The sequence below is a fragment of the Nocardia sp. NRRL WC-3656 genome (assembly GCF_000720265.1).
GTDB lineage: Bacteria > Actinomycetota > Actinomycetes > Mycobacteriales > Mycobacteriaceae > Nocardia > Nocardia nova.
Window position 1 is genome coordinate 257,057 of the sequence record NZ_JOJF01000004.1, and the last position, 19,006, is coordinate 276,062.

17 protein-coding genes, 1 tRNA gene and 1 pseudogene are annotated in these 19,006 nt (G+C 66.5%); 9 read left to right on the top strand and 10 right to left on the bottom strand.

The features are described from left to right. The first annotated feature begins 511 nt into the window (after window positions 1-511). Entirely contained in the window at window positions 512-1,744 is a 1,233-nt protein-coding gene (locus IG65_RS0108295) for a hypothetical protein (RefSeq protein WP_231509092.1), read from the top strand. Continuing rightward, on the top strand, window positions 1,744-3,081 hold the full coding sequence (locus IG65_RS0108300) for a lipase family protein (protein ID WP_030514257.1): 1,338 nt from the start codon (window positions 1,744-1,746) through the stop codon (window positions 3,079-3,081). Before IG65_RS0108295 ends, IG65_RS0108300 begins: the two co-directional genes overlap by 1 nt. Before the next feature lie 130 nt (window positions 3,082-3,211). Here IG65_RS0108300 and gnd read toward each other — a convergent pair whose 3' ends face one another. The 3 genes from gnd to IG65_RS0108320 form a co-directional block, all read right to left on the bottom strand. Beyond that, a complete protein-coding gene (gnd, locus tag IG65_RS0108310) occupies window positions 3,212-4,240 on the bottom strand; it encodes a phosphogluconate dehydrogenase (NAD(+)-dependent, decarboxylating) (protein WP_030514258.1) in 1,029 nt (342 codons plus the stop codon). Window positions 4,241-4,506: 266 nt separating this feature from the next. After that, the gene (locus tag IG65_RS0108315; protein WP_030514259.1) at window positions 4,507-5,589 is read right to left on the bottom strand and encodes a DUF4185 domain-containing protein; all 1,083 of its coding nucleotides are present in this window, start codon (window positions 5,587-5,589) and stop codon (window positions 4,507-4,509) included. A gap of 351 nt (window positions 5,590-5,940) precedes the next feature. Further along, a complete protein-coding gene (locus IG65_RS0108320) occupies window positions 5,941-7,776 on the bottom strand; it encodes an acyl-CoA dehydrogenase (protein ID WP_030514260.1) in 1,836 nt (611 codons plus the stop codon). 286 nt (window positions 7,777-8,062) lie between these two features. Between IG65_RS0108320 and IG65_RS0108325 the strand changes: the two genes are divergently transcribed. The 5 genes from IG65_RS0108325 (at window position 8,063) to IG65_RS34495 (ending at window position 12,660) form a co-directional block, all read left to right on the top strand. Beyond that, complete coding sequence (locus IG65_RS0108325) at window positions 8,063-9,601, top strand: arylsulfatase (RefSeq protein WP_030514261.1); 1,539 nt, start codon at window positions 8,063-8,065, stop codon at window positions 9,599-9,601. Window positions 9,602-9,603: 2 nt separating this feature from the next. After that, window positions 9,604-10,542 (top strand): HAD family phosphatase, encoded by a 939-nt coding sequence (locus IG65_RS0108330; RefSeq protein ID WP_030514262.1) that lies wholly within the window; start codon window positions 9,604-9,606, stop codon window positions 10,540-10,542. Between the two features lie 63 nt (window positions 10,543-10,605). Further along, on the top strand, window positions 10,606-11,478 hold the full coding sequence (locus IG65_RS0108335; RefSeq protein WP_051755596.1) for a formylglycine-generating enzyme family protein: 873 nt from the start codon (window positions 10,606-10,608) through the stop codon (window positions 11,476-11,478). A 21-nt stretch (window positions 11,479-11,499) separates the two neighbouring features. Next, window positions 11,500-12,105 carry an alpha/beta family hydrolase gene (locus tag IG65_RS0108340; protein WP_030514264.1) on the top strand — a complete coding sequence of 202 codons (606 nt, stop codon included), beginning with the start codon at window positions 11,500-11,502 and terminating at the stop codon, window positions 12,103-12,105. A gap of 123 nt (window positions 12,106-12,228) precedes the next feature. Then, entirely contained in the window at window positions 12,229-12,660 is a 432-nt protein-coding gene (locus IG65_RS34495; RefSeq protein WP_030514265.1) for a hypothetical protein, read from the top strand. Between the two features lie 17 nt (window positions 12,661-12,677). Here the strand turns inward: IG65_RS34495 and IG65_RS0108350 are convergent, their stop codons facing one another. The 4 genes from IG65_RS0108350 to IG65_RS0108365 form a co-directional block, all read right to left on the bottom strand. Next, on the bottom strand, window positions 12,678-13,379 hold the full coding sequence (locus IG65_RS0108350) for a bifunctional 2-polyprenyl-6-hydroxyphenol methylase/3-demethylubiquinol 3-O-methyltransferase UbiG (RefSeq protein ID WP_051755544.1): 702 nt from the start codon (window positions 13,377-13,379) through the stop codon (window positions 12,678-12,680). A 75-nt stretch (window positions 13,380-13,454) separates the two neighbouring features. Beyond that, a complete protein-coding gene (locus tag IG65_RS0108355) occupies window positions 13,455-14,561 on the bottom strand; it encodes a DUF4185 domain-containing protein (RefSeq protein ID WP_030514267.1) in 1,107 nt (368 codons plus the stop codon). Between the two features lie 150 nt (window positions 14,562-14,711). After that, on the bottom strand, window positions 14,712-15,455 hold the full coding sequence (locus tag IG65_RS0108360; RefSeq protein WP_030514268.1) for a crotonase/enoyl-CoA hydratase family protein: 744 nt from the start codon (window positions 15,453-15,455) through the stop codon (window positions 14,712-14,714). Between the two features lie 36 nt (window positions 15,456-15,491). Continuing rightward, complete coding sequence (locus IG65_RS0108365; RefSeq protein WP_030514269.1) at window positions 15,492-16,277, bottom strand: alpha/beta fold hydrolase; 786 nt, start codon at window positions 16,275-16,277, stop codon at window positions 15,492-15,494. Window positions 16,278-16,527: 250 nt separating this feature from the next. Between IG65_RS0108365 and IG65_RS0108370 the strand changes: the two genes are divergently transcribed. Together IG65_RS0108370 and IG65_RS0108375 are read left to right on the top strand one after the other, a co-directional pair. Further along, window positions 16,528-16,860, top strand: a complete 333-nt coding sequence (locus IG65_RS0108370) for a hypothetical protein (protein WP_030514270.1) — start codon at window positions 16,528-16,530, stop codon at window positions 16,858-16,860. A 74-nt stretch (window positions 16,861-16,934) separates the two neighbouring features. Continuing rightward, window positions 16,935-17,714: an enoyl-CoA hydratase-related protein gene (locus IG65_RS0108375; protein WP_030514271.1), complete on the top strand. Its 780-nt coding sequence runs from the start codon at window positions 16,935-16,937 to the stop codon at window positions 17,712-17,714. A gap of 63 nt (window positions 17,715-17,777) precedes the next feature. Here the strand turns inward: IG65_RS0108375 and IG65_RS0108380 are convergent, their stop codons facing one another. The 3 genes and pseudogenes from IG65_RS0108380 to IG65_RS39000 all read right to left on the bottom strand — a co-directional run. Continuing rightward, on the bottom strand, window positions 17,778-18,077 hold the full coding sequence (locus IG65_RS0108380) for a hypothetical protein (RefSeq protein WP_030514272.1): 300 nt from the start codon (window positions 18,075-18,077) through the stop codon (window positions 17,778-17,780). Between the two features lie 404 nt (window positions 18,078-18,481). Next, a tRNA-Gly gene (locus IG65_RS0108385) sits at window positions 18,482-18,552 on the bottom strand. Between the two features lie 231 nt (window positions 18,553-18,783). After that, window positions 18,784-18,939, bottom strand: a pseudogene (locus tag IG65_RS39000) (transposase); the annotation flags it as partial. Window positions 18,940-19,006: the final 67 nt, after the last annotated feature.

Consider the following 19,006-nt stretch of genomic DNA (forward strand, 5'->3'; position numbering starts at 1 on the left):
CCGGAACCTACCCGTGGTCGCCGACCGCATCCCTGCCCCGGAAGCCGCACACCGGGCCCGGGCCGCCGGAACTCGTTCCGCCCGCCGCGTCCCACGTTGTCGATGGTTGGAAAACACCTCCGCCGGTAATACCGGAGTTATCGAATTGTGATATCGGTCATCCGATTGGCGTTCGCCTCGGACTGCTTTCGGAACCGTCGCAGTCCGAATAAACGGTCAACTACCAGCTAATTCCATCCGGCAATAGAAACAGAATGTCGACGGCTGCTCCGGTCGGGATCGGATGGCGGCAGCAGCCGCGATTGGTAATCTCCCGGTAACCTTACGGTCCGGAGTTGGTTGTCGAGTATTCGTGGATCGTTCCCGCCCTGGTAGCGGGCGAAATCGCGTCCTATTGCTTTCGGCTATTGATTAGCTACCGATCCCGGCGGAAATCTGCCGATCCATCATCGAACCGATATCGGAGGGCTGAGACAATATACGTATCAGCGCAATTGCGCGCGGCGCCGGATTGATTCTCGCGGCGGTCGTCGGATTGGGCACACTCGGCGCCGCCCCGGCCGTCGCCGCATCCGATCTCGATCGGTATCTCGACCTGCCGCTGGTCAATCGCGATGCCGCCCACTCGCCCGGTGGGGTGAATCCGGAATTGCCCTACGACCGCGCGGAACTGGGCCGCCTGCTCGACGAGGCGCGCGCCGAGGGCGTGACGCCGACCCGGTACGCCGCGCTGCTGTATCAGTACTGGCTGGTGGATGCCACCGAGAAGGCCGGTATCGACCTGCGCAGCTGGGATCCGCGGACCGGCGTCGAGGCCAACCGCGACGATCTGATCAAGTCCTATCGCTACTACGAGAATCTGCAACTCGGCCACCGCGAACTGCAGTGGGCCGGCATGAGCGGTCAGGTCGGCGCCGACTTCGGTGGCGGCCTCGTCGACGCCGAACTGACGGGAACCCTCTACGACCTGCCCGGTATCGCCGATGCCGCACATACCGTCCTCGGCGCCGTCCAGCGCACGGCCGGCCCGGAGGCGGTCGCGATGCTGCCGGAGGGACTACGTGCGCTGGCCGCCGCGGCACCGCGCATCACCCCCGACGACCTGCACTGGATTCTCGGCATGATCCTGGTAATGCAGAAGAACATCTTCTCCGACCTGATGCCGATGCACGACGCCTACGTCACCGGTGGTCTCGCCGCGCTCGCGGAATTCGAGCGGGCCGGACTGTTCGGCGCCGACATCATGAATGCCTGGCGCGATGTGGCCTCGGGCACGCGCGATCGGATCGCCGCCGGCAATGCGGTCCTGCTGCGCCGGGAGCAACAGTGGGCGATCGGCGCGCAGTGGGACCAAGTGCGCGACTACAAGGGGCCGGTCGGTGCGGCGATCACCTACCTCAGCGGCGCCGCCGGTTCGCCGTCGGTGGCCGGTGTCGTACCGCCCCGCGAATTCCGGCCCGTGCGCGTGCCTTTCACCGGCGCCGACGGCCGCCCGATGATCCTCGGCCTGCCGCTGCCGAGCTGGAACTGGTCGGCATTCGACGACCGCTGGGACTACATCACCACCGAACTGCTGCCCAAATACAAGTGGCAGGTCGAAAACAATTGGCCCGCATTGGAAGCCACGCTGCGAACCCCGTACGACGTGCAGCTGGAATCCCATCGGCCGCTGCTGAACATCCCGCAACTGCTGGGTTCGGCGGCACAGGAAATGACGGTCACACCGGCGGGCCAGGAGGACTGATGAGGAAGTACACAGTGGCGGCGGCCACCGCCCTTGCGCTGGTCTGTGCCACCGGCGCCGGAGTGTCCGGAACCGCCGGCGCGGAAACCGTTGCGCCGCAGACACCCACTCCGAATCAGGTGTTCAACGGATTCGTCGTCGGCTCGCTCCAGGGCGCCACCCCGGCGAGCCCGCAGGAGGCATTCCAGGCGCTGCGGGCCGACGATCCGTTCTATCGGGAACCGCCGCTGACCGGTGCGGAGAAGCCCGGCACGGTGCTGAAGGCCGAGAAGGTCGACGTGATGTTCACCGGTGTGAAGCCGGCGAATCTCGACGCCTGGAAGCTGATGTACGTCACCACCGAACGCGACGGTGGCACTCCGGCGATCAGCACCGGAATCCTGATGATTCCGCGAGACGGCAAGCCCGCGCACGAGAAACACGTCGTCTCCTATCAGGAGGCCAACGACAGCGTCGGCTGGAACTGCCATCCCAGCACCCAGTGGACCGGTGGCGATCCGCTGGACGGCGCGTCCTGGTCGGCGCTCGGCCCGCTGGCGCTGATGTTCGGCAAGGGCTACGCGGTGATGATCTCCGACGTCGGCAACGACGCCGACCGCGCCCCGCACGGGGTCTTCGCCGGTAAATACGCCGCGCACACTCAGCTCGACGGCACCCGCGCGGCGCTGAACTTCCCCGAGGCCGGGTTGAACCCGCAGGCTCAGGTCGCGTTGTTCGGGATCGCCGGTGGCGGTGTCGGTGCCGGCTTCTCGGCCGAACTGCAACCCTCCTACGCGCCCGAGCTGAATGTGAAATCCACTGTGCTGGAAGGCATGGTGGTCGACCCGCGCAACTTCATGCGAGTCGCCGACGGATCGGTGGGTTCCGGCTTCGCGTTCGCGACCCTGCTCGGGCTGGAGTCGAAATATCCTGAGATGCGGCTGGATTCGAAGCTGAACCAGGCCGGCCGGGCGGTGGCCGACGTATTCCGCGGTCAATGCCAGGACGCGTACTTCAGCATGCCGTTCGTTCCGCTGCGGGCGATGTTCGACTCGGAGCTGAGTCCCGCCGACGAGCCGGCGTTCCAGCCGGTGTTCGACGACAACCGGCTCGGCCGGTCCGGTGCGCCGAAGTCCAAGGTGTTGATCGCCTCGTGCGCGAAGGACGATTCGCCGATGTCGCTGGTCCCGGCGGCCGATTCGCGCGATCTCGCCGAGACCTACCGGGCGCAGGGCACCGACGTCACCTACCAGCCCACGGACTGCTCGATGGTCACCATGCTCACCGACCTCTACGGCTGGGGCACCGACCTGTTCGGCATGCAGACCATCGACTGGCTCGACCGGCAATTCGACTGAGCGGAGACATCATGGCATTCCTCTGGGGACTGGGCTACCTGCTCACCTTCGGATCACTGGCGGCGCTGGACATGGTCGGCCGAGCCGTCGAAAGCCTGAGCTGAACCGGGCGCGAAAACTGCGCCTGCGGCTACGTGCCCGGCAGCTCGTTGTGCCCGCCGAACGCCTTGCGCATGGCCGAGAGCACCTTGTCCGCGTAGAGCGCCTCACCGCGCGAGGAGAACCGCTCGTACAGCGCGGTCGAGAGCACCGGGGCGGGCACACCCTCGTCGATCGCGGCGTGGATGGTCCAGCGTCCCTCGCCCGAATCCGACACTCGCCCACCGAAGCTGGTCAGGTCGGGATCGGCGTGCAGCGCGGCCGCGGTCAGATCCAGCAGCCAGGACGCGACCACCGAACCGCGCCGCCACACCTCGGTGACCTCCGGCACGTCGATGTCGAACTGGTAGTACTCCGGATTCTCCAGCGGGGACACCTCGGCCGAATGCGCGTCGTCGAGTTCCTTGCCGATATTGGCCTTGTGCAGGATGTTCAGGCCTTCGGCGTAGGCGGCCATCGCGCCGTATTCGATGCCGTTGTGCACCATTTTTACGAAATGTCCGGCACCGGCGGGACCGCAGTGCAGGTAGCCCTGTTCGGCGGGAGAGGGCTCACCGGTGCGACCGGGGGTACGCTCGGCGGCGTCGACACCAGGTGCGATCGACTGGAAAAGCGGTTCCAGATGGGCGACCTGCTCGGCCTCGCCGCCGATCATCAGACAGTAGCCGCGGTCCAGCCCCCACACGCCGCCGGAGGTGCCGATGTCGAGGTAGTGAATGCCTTTGGGCGCCAGGGCCTTGGCCCGCTCGATGTCCTCGTGGTAGCGGCTGTTACCGCCGTCGATGATGATGTCGCCCGGTTCCAGCAGTTCGGCGATCCGGTCGATGACCGCGCCGGTCGCACCGGCCGGAATCATCACCCAGACCACGCGTGGCTTCTCGAGCAGCGCGACGAAGGCCGGGTAGTCGGTCGCGCCCTGGAAGCTGTCGCCCAGTTCGTCGGTGAATTCCTTGATCTGGTCCTCGTGCCGGGAGTATCCGACCGCGGTGTGACCGTCCTTGACGATGCGCCGCACGATGTTGGCACCCATTCGGCCGAGCCCGATCATTCCCAGCTGCATACTCTTCTCCTAGAGTCGTCCGAGCTTCGGCAGGTCCGAGCTCTGCTTGCTGCTGTACCGCGGCGGGAGACCAGCGCCCTGCACCGCCACCGCTCTCGATTGTCCCCGCTGCCCCGATCGAAAATTTCTCCGGTGTCGAAACGAATCGTGTAACACCCCGGGCCCGGTCCCGATAATCAGATCGGCTCCGTGCAGTTGCCAGACCCCCGACCCGGCAACCGCACGGAGCCGTCTTCATGTCCTCGCGGCCTCCGGCTCCCGCACCTCTACAGCGGCGCCTTCATGAGCACGACGTTGTACTGGTTGTGCATGGTGAGCAGGAAGTACAGGTCGCTGCCCGTCTGATACGGGTAGATCATCGGCGCGTACATGGTCGGCAGATCGCGCACGTCGATCAGGACGCGCGGCGCACTCCACGGGCCCTCCGGGTTCGGCGCGGTCCGCATGACCACGGAGTCGAAGGGATCGGTGGTCAGCATCACGTACTGGCCCAGATGCGCGTTCCACTGCACCGACAGCTCGCCCACGCCGCCGACGATCGGCTTGGCGGCGTTGGCGTCCTTCGGCTTCCACGCGCCGCCGTCCCAGTACTCGTAGGCGTCGATATTGGCGATATCGGCTTCCTTGACCCGCGAGATGAATCCGGGCTGGTTGCGGCCCGCCGGGGTGCCGTACTTGTAGACGTAGCCGCCGGCCTTCAGGAAGGCGTTCTGCTGGAAACTCTGGAAGCCGTTCTCGTTGCCGCGGCGGGTGGTCGGCAGCTGCGCCCAGGTCTGGCCGTCGTCACCGGAGACGGCCAGGGTGGAGAAGTTGGTGTCCCAGTGTCCGTCCGGGCCCCACTCCCGCACCGACATCATCGACATGTACTGCACGCCGTTGACCGAGATGCCCGCGGTCGGAATGAAACTGATCTCGATGCCCGGAATCTTGGGGCTGGGCAGCGGATTGTCCACGAAGCTCGTGTAGTTCACGCCCGCCGCCGGGTCCGCGTCGGCCGGGCTGCGGAACAGCACGTTCGAGCGCCACGCCCAGATGCTGCCGGCCAGCACGTTCGGCACGCCGAGGCCGGCAGTGTCGCCGTAGGCGGTGATCATCTGCCCGCGCCCGTCGTCCCACATGATGCCCAGGTCGGTGCCCAGCACGTTCTGGTTCTGGGTCCGGTTCGGCGACGCCATCCCGGTGGCCTGGTAGACCGCCTGTGTCGGGCCCGGGAGCTGCGGCAATCCGTTGATGCCGTTCAGTCCGGGAATCGGATTGATGTTGTTCGGGTCGGCTCCGGCCGGCGATGCCGTCAGGCCCAGCAGCGCGACCGCCGCGCAAGCTCCCGCCAGTGCGGACAGTCGTCTCATATTCCGAATTTCCTTCCATGAGTCGCGCCGTGGGTATTGTGCCTGCCCTCGGCGGACGGCGTGCTACATGCCGACGAAACTCTCGTCACATCGGCGCGGCACGGCGTTGTCTCGGTTGTCTCGGTTTATGTATGGCGCACCAGACCCCGGGGCACTCCAGTGCCGACATTATTACCCGGTCTCGATTCCGGTGCAGGACCGGCGGTCCGGGCGTGCCGTCCGGATCGCTGCCCGGGCCTTCGCATTCGGGACCCGGAGCCCCTTCGCATTCGGGACCCGGAACGGCAGCGGCCCCGCCTCCCGAAGGCGGGAGGCGGGGCCGCTGTGTTCACGTGGTGGACGAGGAGGCGATCAGAAGGCCGCTTCGTCGAGCTCCATCACGTCGTTGTCCAGGTTGGACAGCACGGTGCGGGTGGAGGTCAGCTCCGGCAGCACGTTGCGGGCGAAGAACTGAGCCACGGCGACCTTGCCGTTGTAGAAGGCTTCGTCGGAACCGGTGGCGCCGCTGTCGAGGGCCTTGATGGCGACCTCGGCCTGACGCAGCAGCTGCCAGCCGATCAGCAGGTCGCCCACCGCCATCAGGAAGCGGACCGAACCCAGGCCGACCTTGTACAGCTCCTTGGCGTCCTCCTGCGCACCCATCAGGTGACCGGTCAGGGTGGCGGCCATGGCCTGTACATCCTCGAGCGCGGTGGCCAGCAGCTTGCGCTCGCCCTTCAGGCGGCCGTTGCCGGCCTCGGACTCGATGAACTTCTGCACCTGGCCGGCCACGTGGGCCAGCGCCACGCCGCGATCGCGAGCGATCTTGCGGAAGAAGAAGTCCTGCGCCTGGATGGCGGTGGTGCCCTCGTACAGCGAGTCGATCTTCGCGTCGCGGATGTACTGCTCGATCGGGTAGTCCTGCAGGAAGCCGGAACCACCGAAGGTCTGCAGCGAATCGGTCAGGTACTGGTAGGCCCGCTCGGAGCCGACACCCTTGACGATCGGCAGCAGCAGGTCGTTGACGCGGAACGCGAGGTCCTTGTCGGCACCGGAGACCAGCTGAGCGATGTCCTCGTTCTGGTGGGCGGCGGTGTAGAGGTAGATCGCGCGCAGGCCCTCGGCGTAGGCCTTCTGCATCATCAGCGAGCGGCGCACGTCCGGGTGGTGGGTGATGGTGACGCGCGGAGCGGTCTTGTCGGTCATCTGAGTCAGATCCGCACCCTGCACACGCTGCTTGGCGTAGTCCAGCGCGTTCAGGTAACCGGTCGACAGGGTCGCGATCGCCTTGGTGCCCACCATCATTCGGGCGTTCTCGATCACGTCGAACATCTGCGCGATGCCGTTGTGGACCTCGCCGACGAGCCAGCCCTTGGCCGGGACGCCGTGGCCACCGAAGGTGACCTCACAGGTGGCCGAGACCTTCAGGCCCATCTTGTGCTCGACGTTGGTGACGAATACGCCGTTGCGCTCGCCCAGGGTCAGGTTCTCGAAGTCGAAGTGGAACTCCGGCACGAAGAACAGCGACAGGCCCTTGGTGCCCGGGCCGGCGCCCTCGGGGCGGGCCAGCACCAGGTGGAAGATGTTCTCGAACATGTCGTCGGAGTCACCGGAGGTGATGAACCGCTTGACACCCTCGATGTGCCAGGAGCCGTCCTCCTGCTGGATGGCCTTGGTGCGGCCGGCGCCCACATCGGAGCCGGCGTCGGGCTCGGTCAGCACCATGGTGGCGCCCCAGTTGCGCTCGACGGCGATCTCGGCCCACTTCTTCTGTTCGTCGGTGGCGTTGTTCCAGAAGATCTGGCCGAACGGGCCACCGGCGGCGTACATCGCGACGGCCGGGTTCGAGCCCAGGATCATCTCGTTGAGGGCCCAGACCACCGAACGCGGCGCGGGCAGGCCGCCCAGCTCCTCGTTCAGGCCGACCTTGTTCCAGCCGGCCTCTTCGTAGGCCTTGAAGGACTTCTTGAACGACTCCGGAATAGAGACGCTGTGGGTGTTGGGGTCGAACACCGGCGGGTTGCGGTCGGCGTCGGCGAAGGACTCGGCGACCGGGCCCTCGGCCAGGCGGCGTACCTCGTCGATGATGTTCTTGACCGTGTCGGTGTCCAGGTCACCGTAGGCGCCGGAATCCAGCACCGAGCCGATGCCCAGCACCTCGAAGAGGTTGAACTCCAGGTCGCGGACGTTGCTCTTGTAATGGCCCATCTCTGTTACTCACTCTCCGTTGAGTCGGTGCGGGTCGGTGTGTGCCGTTCCCGCCCATGTGTCTCCACACCGGGTAGTCGAACGGAATATCCGCCTTCTACTCGCGGGTAACTTACAGCGTATATTACCGATGGGTAATGGGCTTGGAAAGCGCTGACCGGGCGATGTGACGAGATGAACACGCAGTCGCCGGCTCACCGCAATCACCCGTCGCGGGTGAGGTGCCCGCGGGTGGTCGCGGGCAGGGTTTCGGCAGGGTAGTTCACCTGCGCCGAAGGAGGCCGCTGTGCCGGATTCGAAGCCGAACATCCTGGTCATCTGGGGTGACGACATCGGTATCACCAATCTCAGCTGCTACAGCGACGGCTTGATGGGCTATCGCACGCCCAATATCGACCGGCTCGCCGAGGAAGGCATGCGGTTCACCGACTCCTACGGCGAACAGAGCTGTACGGCCGGGCGGGCCTCCTTCATCACCGGGCAGAGCGTCTACCGCACCGGGATGAGCAAGGTCGGAGTGCCCGGCGCGGGCATCGGTCTGTCTCCCGAGGATCCGACCATCGCCGAACTGCTGAAACCGCTCGGTTACGCGACCGGGCAGTTCGGCAAGAATCACCTCGGCGACCTCAACAAATTCCTGCCGACGGTGCGCGGGTTCGACGAGTTCTTCGGCAACCTCTACCACCTGAACGCGGAGGAGGAACCCGAGCTGCCGGACTATCCGCACAAGGACGCCTACCCGCGGCTGTACGACCTGCAACGCCCGCGCGGGGTGCTGCACTCGTGGGCGACCGACGAGGACGACCCCACCGAGGACCCGCGCTTCGGGCGCGTCGGCAAACAACGCATCGAGGACACCGGGCCGCTGACCAAGAAGCGGATGGAGACGATCGACGAGGATGTGGCCGAGGCCTGCGTCGACTTCCTCACCCGTCAGCAGCGGGCGGGCACGCCGTTCTTCGTCTGGCTGAACTTCACGCACATGCATCTGCGCACGCACACCAAGCTGGAAAGTGTGGGGCAGGCGGGGTTCTGGCAGTCGCCGTACCACGACACGATGATCGACCACGACCGCAATGTGGGCCGCGTGCTCGATGCCCTCGACGAACTCGGCCTGGCCGACAACACGATCGTCATCTACAGCACCGACAACGGCCCGCACGCCAACACCTGGCCCGACGGCGCGACCACCCCGTTCCGCAGCGAGAAGGACACCAACTGGGAGGGTGCGTTCCGGGTGCCGCAGGTGATCCGCTGGCCGGGCCACATCGCCGCCCGTTCCATCTCCAACGACATAGTGCAGCACCATGATTGGCTGCCGACGCTGCTCGCCGCGGCCGGCGAACCCGATATCGTCGACAAGCTGGAACAGGGACATGCGGTGGGGGACAAGACTTTCAAGGTCCACATCGACGGCTACAACCTGTTGCCGTACCTCACCGGCGAGGTCGAACACAGCCCGCGGCGTGGCATGGTCTATTTCTCCGACGACTGCGATGTGCTCGGAATCCGGTTCGAGAATTGGAAGATCGTGTTCATGGAGCAGCGCAAGCAGGGCACGCTCGGAATCTGGGCCGAACCCTTCACCCCGCTGCGTGTGCCGAAACTGTTCAATCTGCGCACCGACCCGTTCGAGCGAGCCGACGTCACCTCCAACACCTATTGGGACTGGTTCCTCGACCACGACTACATCGCCTTCTACGGGACGGCCATCGCGACGGCGTTCCTCGACACGTTCAAGGAATTTCCGCCGCGCCAGGAACCGGCCACCTTCACCATCAACCAGGCGGTCGCCAAACTGCACGACTTCCTCGCCCGGGACTGACCATGGCGGTGTCGCTGGAATCATGGAACGACGGTGAAACCACCTCGGCCATCGTCGATTTCGTCGCTCGCGTCACCGATAGGGACGGGCCCGACTATGTCGAACCGTCCGCGCGGATAGCGGTATTCGACAACGACGGCACCCTGTGGTGTGAGAAGCCGATGCCGATTCAGCTCGACTTCACCATCCGGCGACTGGCCGAAATGGCCGAGCAGGAACCGCAATTGCGCACGCAACAGCCGTGGCGCGCGGCCTACGAGCAGGACCTGCAGTGGCTCGGCACGGCGATGGTCAAGCACTACCACGGTGACGACGCCGATCTGAAGTTGTTGATGGGCGCGGTAACTCGCGCGTTCGGTGAGATCAGTGTCGAGGATTACGACGCGCGGGTGGCGGCATTCTTCTCCCATGCCGACCACCCGACCCTCGGCCGCCCGTATCACGGCTGCGGTTTCGCTCCGATGGTCGAACTGCTGTGGTATTTGCGCGACAGCGAATTCACCACCTACATCGCTTCCGGTGGTGATCGGGATTTCCTGCGCCCGGTCGCGGGGGATCTCTACGGGGTGCCGCCGGAGCGGGTGATCGGCAGTGCGCTCGGGTTGACCTATCGGGAACGGGAAGGCCGCAGCGACCTGCTCTACAAATCCGCGATGGATTTCTTCGACGACGGGCCGGAGAAACCGGTCCGAATCTGGAGCCGGATCGGCCGCCGTCCCATTCTGTCGGTCGGCAATTCCAACGGCGATCTGCCCATGCTGTCGTTCTCCGAACTCGCGGGCGCGCCGTCGTTGCGCATGCTCATCCTGCACGACGACGCGGACCGGGAATTCGACTACGTCGCCGGCGCCGAGAATGCGCTCGAGCACGCGCGTCGCAACGACTGGACGGTGGTCAGCATGAAAAATGACTGGGCGCAGATCTTCACATCCGATTCGTAGGAACGGCCCGTGAATATTTCGACCGCCACCGACGTGCGGCAGATACCCGCACAGACCTTCACGATGGGTTCGGACCGCCACTATCCGGAGGAACGGCCCGCCCATCGAGTGGCCGTGGACGCCTTCGCCATCGAAACTCGGCAGGTCACCAACAGCCAGTACGAACGGTTCGTCGCCGACACCGGGTACCGCACCGTCGCCGAGCGTCCGCTCGATCCCGCCGACTTTCCGGGAGCGCCGGTCGAGAATCTGCAACCCGGCTCGATGGTGTTCACCCGGACCGCCGGCCCGGTCGACCTGCGACATCTGAACCTGTGGTGGCGCTGGACGCCCGGCGCCTCGTGGCGGCATCCCGAGGGGCCCGGGTCGTCGATCGCCGACCGGCCCGATCATCCGGTAGTGCATATCGCGTACGAGGACGCCGCCGCCTACGCGACATGGATGGGCCGGGCGCTGCCGACCGAGGCGCAGTGGGAGGCAGCGGCCCGCGGCGGTGTGGAGGGCGCCGAATTCACCTGGGGCGAGGAGGGGGAATCCGGAGACCGACGCCTCGCGAACTACTGGCACGGCGACTTCCCTTGGCGTCCTAACCGCGGTTACGGACACACGGCTGCCGTCGGTTCCTATCCGCCCAACGACTACGGCCTGTTCGATATGGCCGGCAACGTGTGGGAATGGACCGACGATTGGTACGCCGAGCGCCATCCGGGCGGCGGCGGATGCTGCGTCCCGCGGAATCCGCGGGGTGGGGATCAGGAGCGGAGTTTCGACCCGCGCCAACCGCAGTTCCGGGTGCCGCGCAAGGTGATCAAGGGCGGTTCGTTTCTCTGCGCCGACAGCTACTGCCGCCGGTACCGGCCCGCCGCGCGTCGCCCGCAGATGATCGACACCGGGATGAGTCATATCGGCTTCCGGTGCGTCGCAGGCCCTGGCTGAGCGGGGATTACCGTGGACACCGTGCGCATCGAGACAGCTGCGGGGGACGCCGAGGTGGAGATCGACCGGGATGCCGGCGATCGGTTTCTGCTGCTGCTCACCCACGGTTCCGGCGGCGGGGTGGAGGCCGGGGATCTGCTGGCAGTCCGCGATCGCGCGGTAGCGCTGGGCGGGGTGGTCGCGCGGGTGATTCAGCCGTACCGGGTCGCCGGTCGGCGGGCGCCCGGTTCGGCGACCGTGCAGGATGCGGCGTGGTTGGAGATCGTCTCGGCCCTGCGCGAGCGGGCGCCCGGGATACCGCTGATCCAGGGCGGGCGCAGCAACGGCGCCCGGGTCGCCTGCCGGACCGCCGTCGAAGCCGACGCCACAGGTGTGCTGGCGCTGTCGTTTCCGCTGCATCCGCCCGGTAAGCCGGAGAAGACGCGGCGCGAGGAGCTGTTGGCGGCGTCCGCGCACACCGATGTGGTGGTGATCAACGGTGAACGCGATCCCTTCGGAATTCCGGACTCCGCCGATGCGGCCGAGGTGAAAGTGATTCCGGGCCAGCCCCATTCGTTTCGCAGTGGCTTCGATCTCATCGCCCGGACGGTGGAGCCGTGGCTGCGGCGATGGGCGGACATGGATTGATCGGTGCGAAAAGGCCTGTGGATCATCGAATCTCAGGTTCCATCTCCGGGAATACCCCGATGCCGGGCCGCCGTGGCGGAGGTAATTTCGGCTGTGGTCGGGATTTCGAGAGGAGACAGATCCATGATCGCAGGCCCGATTCGCGCCGCTCGTCGTCCCGCGCCCGGTTTCGCACTGGCTGTCCTCGCAGCGGCCGGTATCGCCGTCGCCGGAGCGGGTGCCGCGCAGGCGAGCGTTCCGTGTGGCGCCGCCCCGCCGTGCAGCGCCGACGGCTTCGGCTCCGACGGGTTCAACGCCCAGGGTGTCGACCGATTCGGGCGCGACCGCTCGGGCTTCGACCCGTCCGGATACGACCGGTTCGGCCGTGACCGCTCGGGCTTCGACCGGTCCGGATACGACTCGCTCGGTTACGACCGGTTCGGATACGACCGGTTCGGATACGACCGGTTCGGCCGTGACCGGTTCGGCCGCGACCGATTCGGTGACGATCGGACGGATCCGCCCGCACAGTCCCACGGACCGGCGCCGCTACCCACCGGCAGCGCCGGACTGTGAGGCGTCGCCACCCCGGATCACGCGTCCGGGGTGGCCGTCGCTTGCTCCTCCAGATCGGGCACGATCGCGGTGGCCACCACGAGGGCGTCGATGGCGTCGCGTCCCTCGGTTTCGCGCAGCACCCGCTGCGCCGTGTCGATCCGAATATGTTCTGCCGCAGCGAGATCCGCCACCACGTCGTCGGGAGTGAACAGGATCGCCGGATCCTGCGGTCCGCCGTAACCGTCGGCGATATTGGTGGTGTCGTGGCCGAGGACGAGGAGGGTGCCGCCCGGGCTCAGCCGCTCGGCCGCCGCGAGCAACAGGCTGCGCCGCTGGTCGGCGGGCAGATGAATGTAGACGGCGAGAATCAGTTCGAACGGGCCGTCGATCCCCGCACCGGCCAGATCGGTGACGTCCGCGCATTCCCAATCGATCCTGCTGCGCACCGAACGTGACAGCCGCGAGGCGACCGTGCGGCCCTTGTCGATGCCCACCTGGGAGAAGTCGACCGCTCGCACCTGCCAGCCGTGCGTGGCCAGCCAGAGCGCGTGCCGTCCCTCCCCACACGCCAGGTCCAGGGCGCGCGGCAGTTCGGGTGGCGCTTCACCGGGCGCATCGGGCACCAGCCGAATGCGCCGCTCCAGACCGAAGATGTGTTCCACCACCGTCGCGTTCGGCGGTGCACCCCACACCAACTCGCTCTGCGCGTAGCGCTCGTCCCACTCGGCGGCGTCCATGGGGCGAGTCTAGCCAGCTACAGCGCGACGCCCGGCCGAGTGCAACGGGGCCGGGCGCCGGGTATCCGAGGCGATCTACAGCGTCGTGCGCATGAGAACGACGTTGTACTGACTGTGCACCGTGGTGAGGAAATACAGATCGCGCCCGGTCTGGTACGGGAAGATCGAGGGGGCGTACGCGGTGGGCAATTCACGTGTATCGATCAGCACCTCCGGCGGACTCCACGGTCCTTCCGGGGAAGGCGCCCGGCGCATCACCACCGAATTCCACGGATCGGTGGTCAGCATGACGAATTGCCCGAGGTAGTCGTTCCACATCACCGACATCTCGCCGACCCCGCCGGTGATCGGGCGGGCGGCGTTCACATCGTTCTTACGCCACGCCCCGCCGTCCCAGTACTCGTATTCGGCGAGATTCTGGATGTCGTTCTCCCGCACGCGCGCGAGGTAGGCGAAGTGATTGCGGCCCGACGGCGTGCCGTATTCGTACACCCAGCCGCCGCTCTTCACGAAGGCGTTCATCTGGAAGTTGGCATTGCCGCCCTCGTCGGGCCGGCGGGTGAAATCGAGGTCGGCCCATGTTTCCCCGTTGTCGGCGGAGGCGGCCAGACCCGAGAAGTTGGTGGTCCACTGGCCGACGTCGTCCCAGCTCTTCACCGACATCAGGCTCATGTACTGCACGCCGTTCACCGAGATTCCCGCCGTCGGGATGCGGCTGATCTCGATGAACGGAATCTTGGGACTGGGGATCAGATCCCGCGCCTGGCCGAACACGTCGCGCACGGCGCTGTCGAAATAGATGCCGCCCGAGGGATCCTGGGTGTGACTGCGCACCAGGATATTGCTGCGCCACGCCCAGAAACTGCCGGCCAGCAGATTCGGCAGCCCCACGCCGGCGGTATCGCCGAAGGCGGTGAGCATCTCGCCGCGACCGTTGTCCCACATGATTCCCAGGTCGGTGCCGAGGACGTTGTAGTTCTCGGTGGCGTTCGGGCTGGCCATTCCGGTGACCTGGAATATCGCTCGCGAACGCCCGACCAGATTCGGTAATCCGGTGGTGCCGTTGAGAACCGGAATCGGATTGATGGCATTCGGGTTGGCGGCCGCCGGCGCGGTCACGGTCAGAAGCACGGCCGAGGCGCCCGCTAACGCGGACAGCAGGACGGATACGGTCTTGGACAAATGCAGCCCTTCCCGTTCTCGCCGATGCGCCCCCGTTCACCGGCTTCGCTGGCAAAGTGTGCAAATGCTAACAGCGAATCGCAGATAAATGGGTTTCCTTCTCGCGTTTTCGGGTAAATCCCGGGTCGGCGGTGTGTCCCTTTGTCGAATCTACCGACGGCCGAGCGCTTGCCGGACCAGGAGTGGTATCTGCGTCGCCCGTTCGATTCCCAGGGTGCGGCGGGTGCCCGCGTGCCAGGTGCGCTCGAACAATTGTTTGGCGGCGGCGACGGCGGGTGCCGGGCGGGCCGCGATGCGATCGGCCAATTTCTCGGCTTCGGCGCGCGGATCCTCGCTCACCTCGGTGATCAGTCCGATTCGTGCGGCATAGGCGGCGTCGACGGGATCGGCGGTCATGGTCAGCAGGAGGGCTTTGTCCGCGCCGATCAGGCGCGACAGCGTGACCGCGCCCGACATATCCGGAACGAGGCCGTGCGCGACTTCCATCACGGCGAAATCGGAATCCGGTGTGGCGAAACGGAAATCGGCGGCCAGGGCCAATTGCAATCCGCCGCCGAAACAATGGCCGTGCACCGCCGCGATCACCGGCTGCGGCAGCCGCCGCCACGCCCAGCACGCCTCCTGGAAAGCATTGGTGCCCAGCCACGGTAGGGGCAGGAAATTGCGCACGATACTCAGCGGGTCGCCGGTTGCCTTCGCGATATCGAGACCACTGGAGAAACTGGGCCCATTGCCGGCGAGGATCACGGCGCGAATCTCGTCGCGCTTTCCGATCACCCGCGCCACCCGGACGAGATCGTTCAACATGTCGATGGTGAGCCCGTTGTGTTTGTCGGGCCGGTCGAGTTCGACGTAGGCACGATCACCGTCGAAGGTCAGGGATACGTCGCTCATCGCTCACTCCGTGCTGATCGGGGTCGGCCCCCGCGGTTACCCGCCGGTAGGCACCTGCTCGAGGATTATCTTCGCGCAACCGGCCGGGTCGTCGTAGAACGGGGTGTGGCCGCTGCCCGCCAGGGTGATGTGCCGGGCCTGGGGAAGCCATTGCCGCGCCCGCCGGCTCTGGGTCCGATAGGTGAGCAGAATGTCGCGGTTGCCCCAGGCGATCGTGACCGGGATGCGAGCCAGGCGGCCACCGTCGCGCAGCCGCGCCTGGTCGAAAGAGGCCAGGGCCGAACGGAATCCGGGGGCATCGAGAACGCCGTCCACGGTCTCGACCGCGGTCCGGGTGTCCAGCGCCCACGGCCGGCCGAAGACGATGCTCAGGAAGGCGGTCCGCCCGGCCGGTGTGCCGAGGATGGCGGGCAGTTGCGCGCGCAGTCCCCGGCCCAGGGTGGCCGCGCGGCCCAGCGCCTGCTGACACCAGATGCGCCCGGCATCGGACCAGAAGCCGATCGGTGAATACGCGGTCACCGAACTCGCCACACCGCGCGCGCCGAGGTTCAGCGCGATCAGACCGCCCATCGAATTGCCGGCAAGGTGGGGTCGTTCCAGGCCCTGTTCGGTGAGGAACGCGTGCAGAGCGTCGGTGAGGGTGTCCACCGTGGTGTGCGGTAGCGGGTCGGACCCGCCGAAACCGGGAAGGTCGACCGCGATCACGTCGAAGTGGGCCGCCAGCGTGTCGATGACCGGTTCCCACACCTGCCAGCGACTGCCGACGCCGTGGATCAGGACCAGCGGTTCACCGGTGCCGACCCGGTGATGGTTCAACATCATTTCGAAACTCCCGCACCGAGATCGGACGCCGACGAGGAACGGGGACACCCTAGCAATCATTGGCGTTACGCCAACAGAGGTCGCCGCAATCGCGGCCGATGGATCCGTGAGCGGCGCCGTTGTGAACGCTCCGTGTTCGCAGGACTCGGACTGTTGTCCGGCCGCGTGATGCGGCAGTATCACCTGCGCGGTTCGTGTCCGGTTCCACCGGAACGCGCCATAGCTGATACGCCTGAGAATTGAGGAACAGTTGAGGATTTCGCTGATCGCCGCCGTCTGCATCGCCCTGCCGCTTCTGGGTGCGTGCGGTTCCGACAAGGATTCGGAGCCGACCATCACCCAGGCCGACCTGTCGAAATCTCTGCAGTCCAGCGGCCTCAAGGATGCGAAACTCGCCGATTGCGCCGCCAAACTCTATGTGGACGAAGGCATTTCGCAGGACGGCCTGCGCAAGATGACCAAGCCCGGCAGCAATGCCCAGGTGACCGACGGCTCGATGGGTGGCCTGAGCAAGGAGGACTCCGACAAGGCGCGTGCGGCGACCCAGAAGATCGCCACGACCTGCGTCGCGGCCCCGCAGTAGATCCACGGCACGATCACCGGGCGCTCGACCGGTTCGCAGGCCCCACCGCGGCCGGACCGATCTACCGTGGGGATATGGCTACAGCGGAGTACCAGTACCTGCTCGTCGAGCGCAACGGTGAGACCGTTCGGATCACCATGAACAGGCCGGACCGGCGCAATGCGCTCTCGGCCGATCATCTCGGGGAGCTGCTGTCCGCGTTTCGCTGGGCGGGCGGCAGCGATGCGAGCGGGATCGTTCTGGCCGCGAACGGTCCCGTCTTCTCCGCCGGGCACGATTTCGCCGATGTCGCCGCCCGTGACCTGCTCGGCGTGCGCGATCTGCTGACCTTGTGCACCGAGGTCATGTCGACCATCGAATCCGTGCCCCAGGTCGTTGTCGCGCGCGTTCACGGCCTCGCCACGGCAGCCGGATGCCAGCTGGTCGCCTCCTGCGATCTGGCCGTCGCCGCCGAATCGGCCGGCTTCGCCCTCCCGGGCGGCAAGGGCGGCTGGTTCTGCCACACTCCGGCCGTTCCCGTGGCGAGGGCGATCGGCCGCAAACGCCTGATGGAACTCGCCCTCACCGGGGACCCGATCGATGCCCACACCGCCGCCGACTGGGGGCTGATCAACCGAGCCGTCCCCGACGCCGATCTCGACCGGGCAGTCGCCGAGCTGCTCACCAGGGCGACCCGGGGCAGCCGGGCCAGTAAGGCGCTGGGCAAGCGCACGCTGTACGCCCAGCTGGACCGCCCGGAGGACGACGCCTACGCGATCGCGCTCGAGGTCATGGCCGCCGCATCCCAGCTGCCGGGCGCCCGCGAGGGTATGGATGCCTTTCTGAACAAGCGCACGCCGATCTGGCCGGACTAGCTCGGTCCGGCAGTCGGCGGGGGAGGGCGCCGATTCGGCCGCGGAAGCCGAATCGGCGTCGGCCTAGCGCCCCGCGGTGTTCGGGTCCTGCTGGGCGAGCACGAAGGTGCCCTGCCCGTCCGGGCCCAGCCCGGTGTCGAGGATCTTGTCGTCGAGGAAGTCGACGACCTGCTCGTCGAGGAAGACGCGCGGGCCTTCCGCGTTGAGCACCTGGTCCTGCTCCGACGGCCCCGCGGCTACTGCGAGCTGCAGCGTCTCGGCGCCGTCGTTCGAGGAGATGCGCAATCCGGCATCGTCGGGCATTCCGTCCGCGGAGGTGATGGTGCGAACGGCCTCGATGGCAGTGGGCGTGAGCATGAGCATCTGTCCGGTTTCCTTCCGCCGTCGTCACAGGTCACGGTCGGTGCGACAGTCACGTGCCGTGGACCGGCCGATCAACCCGGCCGGCAGTCGTCCACGGCACCCGGCACCTCCGGAGGGGTAGCCACGATTCGCCCCGCCTAACCTCTCCGCCGGAATCGACCCGGTACGAACCCTTCGTTTCGGTCTCCGCGGTAGGTGGTACCCGGCGTTCACCGCCGCCCTGCGGTGGATCGAGTTGGCGTTCGGTATCAACCTCGGCGTCAGCTGACGACCCCGGACGAGGGACATCGGCCGCCGGTTGTTCGCCGGTGGCCGATGTTTATGGGCGACAAAGGATTTCGTTCGTGAGCCCGCAGGCGGTATCGCGCAGCCGATGGACGGTATCGCGGGGGAGAGAGAAAGAGAGCCGGTGACGGGAATCGAACCCGCACTCTCAGCTTGGGAAGCTGATGTTCTACCACTAAACTACACCGGCCGGTGCCATCTGGGCGTGCAGAGAACATAGCAGAGTGCCCGGCCGCGCTCACAACTTCCCTGATAAATCGAACCGACCAGCACAGGCGAACGCGACGGTACCCGCTGCCCCCGGCGTCTCGCGGCGGACCGCTCGGTCGACGTTCAGCGCCAGTTCTGGTGCGTGGGAAAATTTGGGAAAGATCTGGGAAACGACGGGCCCCGCGTCGATCACCGCGCGCGACCAGTCGATGAACGATGGCGGCAGCATCCGCCACGCACACCCACTGGCCGGTACGAACACCACCGCGGTGAACACGGCCCGCTCGTTGGTCGGCGCGGTGCCGCCGCCTTGCGTGACGCCCGCGCCGGGTCCGAGTACCGGCAGCACGAATCTGGACTGCTTCATTCGAATCCTCCTGCACGGTCAAGTGCCGGCGTCTGCTGACCGAACCCGATCCAGAACTCGGGTGACT

Excerpts from the sequence above, each read along its gene's own strand:
- IG65_RS34495 (WP_030514265.1), top strand. The coding sequence starts at position 12,229 with ATGATCGCAGGCCCGATTCGCGCCGCTCGTCGTCCCGCGCCCGGTTTC.
- IG65_RS0108315 (WP_030514259.1), bottom strand. The coding sequence starts at position 5,589 with ATGAGACGACTGTCCGCACTGGCGGGAGCTTGCGCGGCGGTCGCGCTG.
- IG65_RS0108360 (WP_030514268.1), bottom strand. The coding sequence starts at position 15,455 with ATGAGCGACGTATCCCTGACCTTCGACGGTGATCGTGCCTACGTCGAA.
- IG65_RS0108365 (WP_030514269.1), bottom strand. The coding sequence starts at position 16,277 with ATGATGTTGAACCATCACCGGGTCGGCACCGGTGAACCGCTGGTCCTG.
- IG65_RS0108380 (WP_030514272.1), bottom strand. The coding sequence starts at position 18,077 with ATGCTCATGCTCACGCCCACTGCCATCGAGGCCGTTCGCACCATCACC.
- IG65_RS0108335 (WP_051755596.1), top strand. The coding sequence starts at position 10,606 with ATGGGTTCGGACCGCCACTATCCGGAGGAACGGCCCGCCCATCGAGTG.
- IG65_RS0108375 (WP_030514271.1), top strand. The coding sequence starts at position 16,935 with ATGGCTACAGCGGAGTACCAGTACCTGCTCGTCGAGCGCAACGGTGAG.
- IG65_RS0108330 (WP_030514262.1), top strand. The coding sequence starts at position 9,604 with ATGGCGGTGTCGCTGGAATCATGGAACGACGGTGAAACCACCTCGGCC.
- gnd (WP_030514258.1), bottom strand. The coding sequence starts at position 4,240 with ATGCAGCTGGGAATGATCGGGCTCGGCCGAATGGGTGCCAACATCGTG.
- IG65_RS0108300 (WP_030514257.1), top strand. The coding sequence starts at position 1,744 with ATGAGGAAGTACACAGTGGCGGCGGCCACCGCCCTTGCGCTGGTCTGT.
- IG65_RS0108320 (WP_030514260.1), bottom strand. The coding sequence starts at position 7,776 with ATGGGCCATTACAAGAGCAACGTCCGCGACCTGGAGTTCAACCTCTTC.
- IG65_RS0108350 (WP_051755544.1), bottom strand. The coding sequence starts at position 13,379 with ATGGACGCCGCCGAGTGGGACGAGCGCTACGCGCAGAGCGAGTTGGTG.